The following is a 12,999-nucleotide window of genomic DNA, read 5'->3' on the forward strand; positions in this document are numbered from 1 at the left end:
ATGTTAGTTTAGCTTAACTATATTGCTTTGAATTGGCGCACGCTATTTTGCGCAATACTTTTTAATGGAAAACAAAAATGAAAAAGATTATTGGTTTTAGTGCTATTGCACTTGCAGTTTTAAGTGGTTGTTCAAATACAGCTTCGGTTTCTGTGGCGCCTCAGGCCTCTTTATTATCAGATACGTTAGTTGTAAGCCCTAACGATAACCGCGAATATAAAACACTTAAGCTGGCAAACGACATTGAAGTTATTTTAGTGTCAGATCCAGGTGCTGAAAAATCAGCAGCGGCATTAAGCGTCGGTGTTGGTTTACTGCACGACCCGATGTCGCAACAAGGTATGGCGCATTATTTAGAGCACATGTTGTTTTTAGGCACAGATCGCTACCCAGACACAAAAGGGTATTCTGATTTTATGACCAAAAATGGTGGCGCGCACAATGCGTATACGTGGCTCGATATTACTAATTACATGTTTAAAATTAATAACGACGCGTTTGATGAAGGGCTAGACCGTTTTTCTGACTTTTTCAAAGCACCTAAGTTATACCCAGAATACACAGACAAAGAAAAAAATGCAGTAAACGCAGAGTGGTCAATGCGCCGCGAAATGGACTTTTTTGGTCAATTTAAACTCGCGCGTAAAATGATGGGCGATCACCCAGCTAATCGCTTTTTAATTGGTAACCTAGAAACGCTTGGCGATAAGGAAAACAGTTCACTTCATAAAGAAACGGTTGATTTTTATAATAAATATTACTCTTCAAATATTATGAAAGTTGCGCTTATTTCTAATTTACCTATTGCTGAAATGGAGCAAAAAGCGCAAAAATACTTTGCAGATATAAAAAATAAAAATATCGAAAAGCCAGCAGTAACTGCAAAACTTGATTTTGATAAAGCTGGCGGAAAACGCGTGTTTTATGCACCAAATGAAGATGTAAAACAGCTACAACTTGATTTCACCATTGCTAATAATAATAGCGAATTTGCGCTTAAACCAAACCGATTTGTAGCGTATCTACTAAGTAATGAAATGCCAGGCAGCCCAGCGCAACTACTTCGTGACAAAGGGTGGGTATCTCAGTTGTCAGCTTCAGCTGCACCAAATCAATATGGTAACTACGGTTCGTTAAACGTAAATGTAGAGCTTACAGATGAAGGCATGAAAAATCGTGATGAAATAGTCGCAACTATCATGCAGTACATCGATTTAATTAAAAACGAAGGCGTTGATAGCAAATACTTCAACGAAATTCGTACATCACTAAACAACCAGTTTAAGTTTTTAGAAAAAGGTGATGAGTTTAATTATGTAAGCTCGCTTACACAAAGCATGCAAGATTATCCGTTAAATCACGCTATTAATGCGCCATATTATTATGCAAAGTTTGACGCTGACGCTGTAAATAAGGTACTAGAGCAGTTAAATGCCGATACCCTTCGTATTTGGTATGTATCGCAGCAAGAAGAGACAGACTCGCAATTACATTTTTACGACGGCAAATACCGCATTAGTGATATTAGCGATGATGAAATTGCCAGCTGGAAAAAACCAAGCGAGTTTAAGCTAGCACTACCCACTGTAAATAATTTATTACCTGAAAATTTTGCAATAAAAACTCAAGCCTTTAAAGAGCAAAAACACCCTGAGCTTGCATACGATAAAAATGGTGTAAAAGTATGGCGCCAAGCAAGTCAAAAATTTGCAGAGCAGCCAAAAGGGCTTGTTGAAGTTTATATAAATACTCAACCAGGTTTAAACGATATTAAAGCAGAAGTACTTTATTCTGTTTGGGCTGATTTATACAATATTCAACAAAGTCAGTTAAGTACCGAAGCAGCAATCGCTGGTATGAGTGTAAGCCTCGCGCCGAGTAATGGTCTTGTTTTATCTATGAGTGGTTTTACAGATAAACAAGATGTATTACTTAAACAAGCTTTAACCGGATTAAAAGCCGATGGAACAGCGCAAGCATTTAGCCAAGCAGTAGATCGCTTTAAACGTAATTTACTAAACCAACAAAAGCAGTTTCCGTATGCACAAGCATTTGGCGAGTACTCAAAACTAACTCGTACAGGTGGATTTGATACAGAGGCGCTTATTAAAGCCGCTGACTCACTGAGTGTTGCCGACTTAGCACAATTAAAAACAGCTACGTTTGCACAAAACGATTTACGCGTATTTAGTTACGGTAACTACAATCAGCAAGATATAGACGCGATTGCAGAAGAATTAAGCGCAACACTACCAAGTAACCATAAACGCAGTGAATTTGCGCGCAGCAAAGCTTGGTTACCTCAACCTGGCGAAACGCTGGTACTGCAAAAAGATATTGATGTAGCTGATGTAGCTGTAGTTGATATGACCGTTCATCCAGTTGCGGGTTACAGACAAAAAGCAGAAGCGGCTGTATTACAAAGTCACTTTAGAACAGTTGCGTTTGATAAAATGCGTACTGAGGAGCAACTTGCGTATGCAGTAGGTGCATTAGCGCGCCCAATCGAGGGTTACTCTGCAATTGGTTTGTATATTCAAACACCGGTTAAAGGTCCTAAAGAAATACAAGCTCGTTTTGATAAGTTTAAAAAAGAATACGCAGTTGAACTTGATAACATGAGCGAAGAGACTTTTGAGCAGCTTAAAAATTCAACCCTAGTATCACTTAAAGAGCAACCTAAAAACTTAAGTGACGAAATGAGCCCACTTATAAACGATTGGTACCGTGAAAACTTTACCTTTGATTCTAAGCAAAAGCTGATTGATGAAGTTGAAAAAGTAACGCTTGCAGATATAAAAGACTACTATAAACAAACAATGCTTAATCCTAATGCCGCACGTCTAAATGTGCAATTACGCGGTACTAAGTTTATAGAAAGTGACTTTGCCGATTTACCAAATCAAACTAAAATCACAACGCTTGATGCCTATTACAATGGTATTAAACTACAAAAATAAGCTTTATTTATACAGCTAAAAATAAACCCCAATGTATTGCTACATTGGGGTTTATTATTTATCTCACTATATCTATATAATATTTATGCCATAACAATAAAGCCTATAACAGCTAATGCCGCAGCAATTAGCGTGTAAGGCAATTGTGTAACGGCATGGCTCATTAAATTACAACCAGAACCTTGCGCTGCGAGCACCGTTGAATCTGAGTAAAAACACGCTTGACTACCAAAAGAAGAAGCCGATAATAGCGCACCAATGACCAGCGGTATGTTTGCATCAACTGCATTTGCCAGTGGCATAACAATCGGAATTGATACAGCAAAAATACCCCAGCTAGACCCAGTTGCAAACGCTAAAATAGCCATTGAAATAAATACCACGGCTGGTAAATATGCTGCGGTCATATAAGGGCTTAAGCTACCAATAACAAACTGAGGCAAACCAATTAAGTCGCATACATCTTTAAATATAAACGCAGCTATAACAGTACCAATCGCGGGGATCATACTTTTAAAGCCATCAAGCATGCGTTCAATCATTTCACTTACGCTCATTAATTTTTGTAGCGCATAAAATGGGAGAGTGACCGCCATTGTTGCTAATAAGCCTTTGTATACGTCTATTTCAAAGTAAACAGTAAATGCGACTAGTAAAATAATAGGTACTAAAAAGTTACGTAATTTACCTTTAGGGTCGGCATCTTCAAAGTTTTCTTCAGCTGCTTTTACTGCGTACTCATCTGCTGTTTGAACGTTATTATATTGAGCTGGATCGACTTGAGCTTGCTCAATTTGCGCCATTTGTTCTGCTTTTTTCATTGGACCAATCGCAGGAATAACACCCAACACAACAAGTAAAACAACAAGCACTGCAAACCACGCGTAAAACATGTACGGAATAGCTTGAATATAAACAGCAATCCCTTTGCCTTCTTCAGCAATACCGTTATCTACGAGTAAACCACCAAAAAATACCGCCCAGGTAGATAAAGGAACAAGCACACAAATTGGTGCAGCTGTTGAGTCAACAACGTAAGCTAGCATTTCACGGCTAACTTTAAATTTATCGGTAATGCGTTTCATTGTTTCACCCACAGTAAGGGCATTTAAGTAGTCATCAATAAAAATAACCACACCTAAGCAAAAGGTCATAAACAAAGATGAACGCTTACCTTTGGTGTACTTAAGAGCTAACTTACCAAAAGCTGATGCGCCACCTGTACGCACTAATAGCGCGATAAGAGCGCCAAAACCACCACATACAAGTATTAGCCAGCCGATGGTTTCGTCTGTCATCACTTTTAGCGATGTACTCGCAAAGTTAGTAAGTACTTGTGCAGGGTCGGCTAAGACTAAACCAACTAAAGCACCAATAAGTAAAGATAAAATAGGGCGGCGTAATACAACAGCCAATACAACCACCACTAACGGTGGTAGTAAACTCAACGCAGAAGGTTCAAGCATTTAAGTATTCACAAAATTAAAAGCATGCATAAAAATTAAATTAATTTTCAAGCTGCTTATACAAAAACAAAGAAGATGATAAGTTTGTTGTTAAATCATTTTCCAAGTCACTGCTTTTGTACGCGTGGGAGGGACACATAAACAGTTATGTTAAATAGCAGCTTAAGTGAAACGCGTTGGCTTTGGCGCCAGACGGTGCAAGGAGTGCAAACCGCTATTGTTGTGCCTGTAAAAACATCGGCGCAAAAATAATCTGCTTTTTAATTCCAGTCAACAAAAAGTTACATGCTAAACAAAGTTTTTTAGAGGAACTTATATTGAACGCAGTATTTAAAACAAATCGACTGTTGTTGCGCCATGCAAATGCAAGTGATGCAGCTGTGCTGCTAAAATTAGTTAATCAAGCTAGTTTTATAAAGCACGTTGGCGATAAAGCAATTTATACTCTTGATGATGCCACGTCGTATATTATAGGGCCTGTTTATCTTTCGAGGTTAAATTTGCAGCAGTATGTTTGGTATTTAGGCAAGGCAGAGCCTATGTAGTGTGGTTATTCCCCATAAATAGGCGATAACGCAGCATAAATGCCAAACATGCGCTGCCCGAAGGGTTCTACCTAGGGGCAATTAACTCTTTGTTGCTCGGTTTTTACTTAGCCCACTAGGTTACAAACCTCACGCCGCGATTAAATCGCCCCTAGATTGAACAAATTTTAATCCTGAAAGGTCAACAGGCCCTAGTCATTTATTGCTTCTCATAAATACCAAGGCTTTGGGCCTTACGTTATTACTTTGCATAATGGTGTAGTGGTTGGCGTTGTTGGGTTTTATAAACGAGCAGCGTTACAACAACCTGATTTAGGTTTTGCACTTGTAAGCGATTTTGAAAAAAAGGGCTATATTTTTGAGGCGGCTACCGCACTTTTGCAACATAAGCATAAATTTGGAATTACAAAGCTGTGTGCAATAGCATCACCAGATAATAGGGCTTCGCAGACTGTGTTGCTAAAATTGGGCTTTAAAATTGAGGGCAAGGCGGTTATCAATAATGATAAAACCGCCGTTATTATATTTTCACTTAATGATTAAAGTCTTGCTTGTTCTATTTGTTTTGCAACATTTAGGTTTATATTTAGCCATGTTGCTTCAAGTGTCGAAACCAAACCGTCATAACCGTCATCATCAATAGGGACCAATTGCGAAAAATTATGAATACTTATAAGACGTCGGCCTGTTTCAGGGTGTGTGTAATATAAACGCCAAAGTCCTGAAATATCAGCGTTACCTTGCATATCGCCATTAAAGTGGTGAATTTCGTATTCAAGTTCATAAAACGTTTGTTGATCGAGTTCAGTAATGACCGGTAAGCCCTTTATTACCATCCAATTTGGCATAGCATTAAAAAGCGCTTGCTGGGCTGTTGCAGTGAGCATTACATCCGGCGATTCGCCCCACAAGTTGTAATTAGCAGCATGTATTTGGTTACTGTCTATTTTCATAGCAATACCTAAATTATTTAAAGCACCTCTGAGTACAACGGTTTGTATTCTTAGTTGTGCGTCTGTATCTGTTACATTTCGAGACGATGCACCAATAGGCTGCTCAAACTGATAATACTGTGTGGCAGTTTGTATTGATGAACTACAACCTGCCAATAGTAATAATAAACTTGCAGTTAAAAATAACGATTTCATTATTGCTTCCTTGGTTTTGGATCTGCTGGTAGTGATTTATCAAAAATTAGCATATTAGGTTGCTCGTTTAATCCGCGAGTTAAAGGCTGTAGGCCCTCACTTAAACGTTTAAATTCTTTTAACGTTTGCTGTATTTGATGATGAAGCTCAGAGCCTGCTTGGTAACTGGCCATGGTTTTATCAAATTGGCGCATAGTTACTTCAAATTGTTCCATACTTTTTGTCATCTTTTCGAAGTTACGGTTAAAGTCGCCTGGTAAGTTTTGCGTATCTTTTTGGCTTAGCAGCTCTCGCATTTCATTAGCAAGCGCTCGGTAATCGGTAAATGTGGCTTGCATTTGTTCTAAGCTATCTTCAACTTTTAAGTTATTTACTTTATTAAGTACGTCAGAGACTTGGTCTGCTAATACGGTTATGCCGCTAGAAATACTCGGAAAAACATCATATTGCACAAGTTTACCTAGGTGGGCTTCTGGTGCATCTGGGTATATATCAAAATCAACGTACACTGCACCCGTTAATAAATTGCCCGGTTTTAATGAAGCGCGCATACCACTCTCAATCCAGCCTTTTAAACTACCTTGCCAATATTCTTTAGCTGAAGCACTGTCGTGATACAAGCGTCCGTACTCTACTTTTATAAGCACCGGAACCGCCGTATTATGGTTTCTAAAGTGGGCAGGTTTACCGTCAATAATTACATTGGCAGGAGTTTCAACAACAGTACCTACACGCATTCCTCTATATTCTACAGGCGCACCAGTGCGTAGTCCTCGAACTGATTGTTCAAATTCAATTAGGTAGTAATCAAAGTCGTAAAAACGCTCTTCTAGCGCTTCTTTATAGCTTTGGCTTAATGAGAAGCTATGGCCATCTTGTGCTATTTCACCTGGTGCCTGCTGCTCAGGTAAGCCAACCGAAATGCCGCCCTTTAAAAGCTTACTCAAAGAGCCCGTATTAATATTGATGCCATCGGCAGATAGGTCAATTTCAATCCCTGCGTTCACCCAAAAAATAGAGTTCATGGTGATCAGGTTTTGATATGGTTCTTTAATAAATACGCCGTACTTCATTGCCTGGTTTTCCCAATCAAAAGTGGCGGTTTCTATTTGACCTATTTTGTAATTTTTGAAAAATATACCGGTACTCACATCAAGCACTTCAGCGTTGTAACTCATTAATTTGAAACGGCCACCTTTCACATCTTTACCAATGAGGGCGGGTTCGTCTTGTAATTTAAAACGCTCTTTTAGCTCTTTACTTTCACCTGGTGAAAACTCTAAATATACACCAGACAATAGCGTGCTCATTCCGCTAATACCTGTTTCATCAATGCGTGGTTTAACGACCCAAATTTTGGCATCTTCAGTCAGTAGCTCGTTATAATTTTTATCTATTTGCGCGCGGGCAATAACGCTGTCTTGGGTGTCTGATAGTCGAACATGGTCAATTTGACCTATTTTTACACTGCGCACTTTTATTTCAGTTTTACCTGCAATAATGCCTTCGGCTTGTGGCATCTCGATAAAAATTGTAGGGCCTTTATTAGCTTGGTATTGGTATAACATCCACATGCCCACTAAAAGCGCAATTGCCGGAATGATCCAGATAGCGGAAATTTTCGGTTCTTTTGTTATTTCGGCAGTTTCGGTCATGCTTTGTTCTCTGATTTTTTGTTTTTAGGGGAATCCCACAATAAGCGTGGGTCAAAGGCATGGGCAGCCATCATTTGGCATATTACCATAATTGTAAAAAATACAATGCCTAATCCTGGCGTTACTGACATTAAATTACCCAGCTGAACTAAGGCAACTAAAATAGCAACCACAAATACATCTATCATCGACCACTTTCCAATAAATTCAGTAAGTTGATAAATCCGGGTGTAACTTTTAGTATGCCTATTGGCAGGCCTTGTTACCATAAAGCATAAAAAGCTGAGTACAAAAGCTTTAGCAAGTGGCACCACAACGCTTGCTAAAAATATAATAGCGGCAATAGGGTAGGAGCCACTTTTCCAAAGTGTAATTACGCCACCAATTAAAGTCGAAGGCGATTCATCTCCCAAGCTCGTGGTATGCATAATCGGTAAAATATTAGCTGGAATATAACAAACGACAGAAGTAATTAACCAAGCTGCTGCTTTTTGTACGCTGTAAGGGTTTCGCACATGCGTTTTTGTATGGCAACGCTGACAAATATTACCGGTACATAGTTGATGGCAAACATGACAGGCTTTAATATTTTCATCTATTGCACGTTTAGCATGCTCAGCGCCTTCGAGTATTTTTACAGGCTTTATTTGAGCCCATAAGCGCGGGCGATTTAAGTGAACGAGCGCAGCTATGTATAAAATAACAAACCCCACATAAGCCCAAAAACTCGTGCCGAAGCTAATATCAGCCAGCGACATGATTTTAACCATACTAACAAGTACACCAATTAAAAATATTTCAGACATAATCCAAGGCTCTAGCGCAAGCGTGAATTTTAGTAGTCGCCTTGCAATGCCCTCTGGTAATGCTCTTAAAACCCCAAGATGCAAAGGAATTAAAATAAGAAGCAAACCCATAGGTAGGGCAATAATGCTCAAATCAATAAATAAGCCAAGTAGCTCACTATCGTAATTAAACAAAATTCGAGCCGCGTCGGGCAGTGTAATAGTTTGAGTAATACCGCTACTACTAAATGAAATGAAAGGATAAAACATACTGCTCAGCAGCATTAATAGTGCGCTAAAGCTTAGTGCAACTATACGGCTGTCGTGATTAACATCCGCTTCGCAAAGTTTATGGTGACAATGTGGGCATATCGCCATTTGTTTTGCGATTATGCGAGGTATATCTATGATCAGATCGCAGCAGGGGCATACAGTTTGCAATTTAATACCAAGCAAGAAGAATATTTCTTCAAGTTTGCTATATTTAATACATTAATACAACGCGTTCTGCCATCAAGCTGTTCGTTATATAAAGGAAGCGTGTGAAATATTATTTTTACTACATATTAATGTGGCTCTTTGTTTGCTCGCAAAATGCTGTGGCTATTAATAAAGAGCGAGAGATAATCATCGCTGCGAGCGCATCAATTCCACCCTATGTTTTTGTAAAAACGGACTCGGGTATACACCTAAATTTAATAAAAGCCGCGTTAAAGGCCAATGGATTTGCCAATATTAATGTGCAATATATGTCGAATAAACGCGCTGAGCATCAATTACATAATAAAGGAGTAGATATACTTTTAAATTATGCTGGAGGAATTAGTGCTGGTATTTATCCAAGTAAGACGGTACTTAGTTATGAAAATGTAGCTATTACACTCAAGCGAAATAAATATAACATTGATAAAATAGAAGGCATGTTTAATAAAAACGTTCTTGCTTTTCAAAATGCAACAGCATATCTGCCTCCTATATTTAAAAGGAATGTTAAACACTTTAGCTCATATCAAGAGGTTATTAATCAAAAAGCGCAGGTAGATAAGCTGTTAAAAGGTTGGGTTGATGTAATTGTGCTAGATAAGCGTATTTTTTACTATTACTACAATCAACATAAATCCCCTGACGCTGTTCAAATTTATACTATATTTCCAAAAGCCGATCGACCTGCTTATTTTAATAACCTCGCTTTAGCTACTGAGTTTGACATTGGTTTGGCGCTCATCAAGCAAAATGGTATTTATAAAAGTATTGTTGATGAAGGCCAAACCTATTCATCAATCAAATAAAGCCACGGTTTGGCGTGTAAGCGCAATGAGTTCACCCGACTGCGACCATATACAGCCATCTTCTAAACCGTACCCATCTTTAGAATGATGAGTAATTGCTTCAAAGCCAAGCCATTCTCCAGGTGTTAAGTTTGGCTCTTGCACAAATTCTAAATACCACGACATGCTACTTGCAGGAGCGGGTTGTTTAAACATTTGTAAAAGTGTTGGCGGCCAAGCATCTGTTAATGCAATAACATGAGCCTCAGTTATGTGTTCTGGGATTTGCTTAAAGCGCATCCAGCCACCCAGGTGAGACGTTTCTGCACTACTAAATGGCATCGCGCCTTGCTGCGGGCATAAATCAACATGTTGGAAAAATTCAGGCATCTGACCTTTTATAAAAGGTAGTGTATGGCGCTCGTCTACCGGCTTTAAACCCAAAGATTTTGAAACAGGTACATTAATACCCGATTCTCTACTTTTAGCAAAACACGCTTGTACAATTACGCACACTTGTTCATTTTGAATTGCTTTGGCGAGTACCTGTGTACTGCTTTTACCTTGGCGCAATATTTCAACGGACAAAGAAAAAGGAGTATCGGCAATTAATGGTCCTACAAAATTAGTACTAAGCGAAAGTAAGCGACGATCATTCGTTACCTTACCTCTGATTGCTTGATACAGCAGTGCGGCTGAAAGCCCACCAAAAGCAGTTCTGCCTTGGCACCAGTTTTCTGGAAATTGCATTGTATTATTTAATTGTTCTGTATTTTCGGTTTGACCAATTTTTTCCGCTTGTTGAAGTAGTTGCTCAAAATGCATGTGGATGTCCTTTTAAAGTGCGATTTAATAAATTTATAACACAACTCAACTGGTCAGACTAGTAATTAAAAACCTCTCTGGCGGTGTAAAAATCACCATTCCTTACAATTATTAGGGCTATTTTGTAAATAAATCACAAAAAATGAAATTTTTTTCATTTTTACAGTTGAATTAAGTTTGCAGCATCCCTATTAACTAAGTCATCGAACGTATTAACGAATATTGAAGTTGGAGAAGTTTCATGGGTAAAATTATCGGAATCGATTTAGGTACTACAAACTCTTGTGTTGCAGTACTTGATGGTGGCAAAGCACGTGTTATTGAAAACGCGGAAGGCGATCGCACAACCCCGTCTATTATTGCTTATACGCAAGACGGAGAAACTTTAGTAGGTCAATCTGCTAAACGTCAAGCGGTTACTAACCCGACAAATACATTATTTGCAATTAAGCGTTTAATTGGTCGTCGTTTTGAAGACGAAGAAGTTCAACGTGATATCGGCATCATGCCGTTCAAAATTATTAAAGCTGATAACGGCGATGCATGGGTAGAAGCGGGTGGCGAAAAACGCGCTGCACCACAAATTTCTGCTGAAGTACTGAAAAAAATGAAGAAAACAGCTGAAGACTTCTTAGGTGAAGAAGTAACTGAAGCCGTAATCACAGTACCTGCATACTTTAACGATTCTCAACGCCAAGCTACTAAAGATGCTGGTCGTATTGCGGGTCTTGAAGTTAAACGTATTATTAACGAGCCAACTGCTGCGGCACTTGCTTACGGTATGGATAAAAACCGTGGCGAAAACGTAGTTGCAGTATATGACTTAGGTGGCGGTACTTTCGATTTATCAATCATTGAAATTGATGAAGTTGAAGGCGAGCACACTTTTGAAGTACTAGCTACAAACGGTGACACTCACTTAGGTGGTGAAGATTTCGATAACCGCGTAATCAACTACCTAGTAGCTGAATTCAAGAAAGATCAAGGTTTAGACTTAAAAACTGATCCTCTTGCAATGCAACGTGTTAAAGAAGCTGCAGAAAAAGCAAAAATCGAACTTTCATCTGCACAGTCTACAGAAGTAAATCTTCCGTATGTAACTGCTGATGCATCTGGTCCTAAGCACATGAACGTGAAACTAACACGTGCTAAGCTTGAGTCACTAGTTGAAGATTTAGTAATGAAGTCTCTAGAGCCATTAAAACGTGCACTTGCTGATGCTGATTTATCAGTAAGCGACATCAACGACATTATTCTTGTTGGTGGCCAAACACGTATGCCTCTAGTACAAAAAACTGTTGCTGATTTCTTTGGCAAAGAGCCACGTAAAGACGTTAACCCTGATGAAGCAGTTGCAGTAGGCGCAGCGATTCAAGGTGGTGTACTTGCTGGTGACGTTAAAGATGTACTATTACTAGATGTTTCTCCATTATCTCTAGGTATTGAGACAATGGGTTCAGTAATGACTGCATTAATTGAGAAAAACACGACGATTCCTACTAAGAAATCGCAAACATTCTCAACAGCTGAAGATAACCAATCTGCTGTAACAATTCACGTGTTACAAGGTGAGCGTAAACGTTCAAGCGACAATAAATCACTAGGCCAATTTAACCTAGAAGGTATTCGTCCAGCGCAACGCGGTACACCGCAAATCGAAGTAACATTCGATGTTGATGCCGATGGTATCTTACATGTATCTGCGAAAGATAAAGATACAGGTAAAGAGCAAAAAATTACAATTCAAGCATCTTCAGGCTTAAGCGATGAAGAAGTTGAAAAAATGGTTCGTGACGCAGAAGCACATGCTGAAGACGATAAAAAGTTTGAAGAACTTGTAGCTGCTCGTAACCAAGCTGATGCTCTAGTTCACGGTACTCGCAAGCAAATTGAAGAAGCTGGCGATGCATTACCAAGCGAAGACAAAGAAGCGATTGAAGCTGCTGTTGTAGATTTAGAAGCTGCAATTAAGAGCGACAATAAAGAAGAGATTGAAGCTAAAACTCAAGCTCTTGCTGAAAAGTCTCAAAAACTAATGGAAATTGCTCAAGCGAAAGCTCAGCAAGGTTCAGCAGATGCAGGCGAGCAACAACAGTCAACTAAGCAAGACGACGACGTTGTTGATGCAGAGTTCGAAGAAGTGAAAGACGACAAGTAATTGTTGCTAACGCTTCTCGCTGACCAAAAGTACTTAACTCAGTTAGGTGTTTAGGTTAGGATGAACAATTGAGGCGCGCGAGCAATAGCTTGTCGCGCCTTTTGCATGTATTTAAGGTTTAAAAATTCAATGATAAATCGATGCGATTTATCGGTTTATCCAGCAGCTCACGCTGCAAACAGAAAAGAG

The 12,999-nt window shown here is 39.1% G+C and carries 9 protein-coding genes and 1 pseudogene; 5 read left to right on the forward strand and 5 right to left on the reverse strand.

The window, feature by feature from the left end; all coding sequences use genetic code 11:
* Positions 1–77 precede the first annotated feature (77 nt).
* Entirely contained in the window at positions 78–2,960 is a 2,883-nt protein-coding gene (locus tag WNY98_RS13815; protein ID WP_342878167.1) for an insulinase family protein, read from the forward strand.
* A gap of 83 nt (positions 2,961–3,043) precedes the next feature.
* Here WNY98_RS13815 and WNY98_RS13820 read toward each other — a convergent pair whose 3' ends face one another.
* The gene (locus WNY98_RS13820; RefSeq protein WP_342878168.1) at positions 3,044–4,426 is read right to left on the reverse strand and encodes a Na+/H+ antiporter NhaC family protein; all 1,383 of its coding nucleotides are present in this window, start codon (positions 4,424–4,426) and stop codon (positions 3,044–3,046) included.
* 263 nt (positions 4,427–4,689) lie between these two features.
* On the opposite strand from WNY98_RS13820, the pseudogene WNY98_RS13825 reads away from it, so the two are divergent.
* Positions 4,690–4,896: pseudogene (locus WNY98_RS13825) on the forward strand (N-acetyltransferase); the annotation flags it as partial.
* A gap of 276 nt (positions 4,897–5,172) precedes the next feature.
* Positions 5,173–5,514 carry a GNAT family N-acetyltransferase gene (locus WNY98_RS13830; RefSeq protein ID WP_342878188.1) on the forward strand — a complete coding sequence of 114 codons (342 nt, stop codon included), beginning with the start codon at positions 5,173–5,175 and terminating at the stop codon, positions 5,512–5,514.
* Here the strand turns inward: WNY98_RS13830 and WNY98_RS13835 are convergent.
* From WNY98_RS13835 to WNY98_RS13845, 3 genes are read right to left on the reverse strand one after another with little or no spacing between them, the layout of a single operon-like run.
* On the reverse strand, positions 5,511–6,119 hold the full coding sequence (locus tag WNY98_RS13835; RefSeq protein WP_342878169.1) for a PqiC family protein: 609 nt from the start codon (positions 6,117–6,119) through the stop codon (positions 5,511–5,513). The two genes, WNY98_RS13830 and WNY98_RS13835, sit on opposite strands and share 4 nt — an antisense overlap.
* Complete coding sequence (gene pqiB / locus WNY98_RS13840; RefSeq protein ID WP_342878170.1) at positions 6,119–7,774, reverse strand: intermembrane transport protein PqiB; 1,656 nt, start codon at positions 7,772–7,774, stop codon at positions 6,119–6,121. Before pqiB ends, WNY98_RS13835 begins: the two co-directional genes overlap by 1 nt.
* The gene (locus WNY98_RS13845; protein WP_342878171.1) at positions 7,771–8,937 is read right to left on the reverse strand and encodes a paraquat-inducible protein A; all 1,167 of its coding nucleotides are present in this window, start codon (positions 8,935–8,937) and stop codon (positions 7,771–7,773) included. Before WNY98_RS13845 ends, pqiB begins: the two co-directional genes overlap by 4 nt.
* Positions 8,938–9,101: 164 nt before the next feature.
* Between WNY98_RS13845 and WNY98_RS13850 the strand changes: the two genes are divergently transcribed.
* The gene (locus tag WNY98_RS13850; protein ID WP_342878172.1) at positions 9,102–9,848 is read left to right on the forward strand and encodes a transporter substrate-binding domain-containing protein; all 747 of its coding nucleotides are present in this window, start codon (positions 9,102–9,104) and stop codon (positions 9,846–9,848) included.
* Here WNY98_RS13850 and WNY98_RS13855 read toward each other — a convergent pair.
* Positions 9,837–10,652 carry a thioesterase family protein gene (locus WNY98_RS13855; protein WP_170071378.1) on the reverse strand — a complete coding sequence of 272 codons (816 nt, stop codon included), beginning with the start codon at positions 10,650–10,652 and terminating at the stop codon, positions 9,837–9,839. The genes WNY98_RS13850 and WNY98_RS13855 overlap by 12 nt on opposite strands.
* A gap of 241 nt (positions 10,653–10,893) precedes the next feature.
* On the opposite strand from WNY98_RS13855, the gene dnaK reads away from it, so the two are divergent.
* Entirely contained in the window at positions 10,894–12,810 is a 1,917-nt protein-coding gene (gene dnaK, locus WNY98_RS13860) for a molecular chaperone DnaK (RefSeq protein WP_024598567.1), read from the forward strand.
* Positions 12,811–12,999: the final 189 nt, after the last annotated feature.

Origin of the sequence: Pseudoalteromonas sp. AS71 (assembly GCF_038900275.1) — a bacterium.
Classification (GTDB): domain Bacteria; phylum Pseudomonadota; class Gammaproteobacteria; order Enterobacterales; family Alteromonadaceae; genus Pseudoalteromonas.

Excerpts from the sequence above, each read along its gene's own strand:
- WNY98_RS13815 (WP_342878167.1), top strand. The coding sequence starts at position 78 with ATGAAAAAGATTATTGGTTTTAGTGCTATTGCACTTGCAGTTTTAAGT.
- WNY98_RS13820 (WP_342878168.1), bottom strand. The coding sequence starts at position 4,426 with ATGCTTGAACCTTCTGCGTTGAGTTTACTACCACCGTTAGTGGTGGTT.
- WNY98_RS13835 (WP_342878169.1), bottom strand. The coding sequence starts at position 6,119 with ATGAAATCGTTATTTTTAACTGCAAGTTTATTATTACTATTGGCAGGT.
- pqiB (WP_342878170.1), bottom strand. The coding sequence starts at position 7,774 with ATGACCGAAACTGCCGAAATAACAAAAGAACCGAAAATTTCCGCTATC.
- WNY98_RS13845 (WP_342878171.1), bottom strand. The coding sequence starts at position 8,937 with ATGGCGATATGCCCACATTGTCACCATAAACTTTGCGAAGCGGATGTT.
- WNY98_RS13855 (WP_170071378.1), bottom strand. The coding sequence starts at position 10,652 with ATGCATTTTGAGCAACTACTTCAACAAGCGGAAAAAATTGGTCAAACC.
- dnaK (WP_024598567.1), top strand. The coding sequence starts at position 10,894 with ATGGGTAAAATTATCGGAATCGATTTAGGTACTACAAACTCTTGTGTT.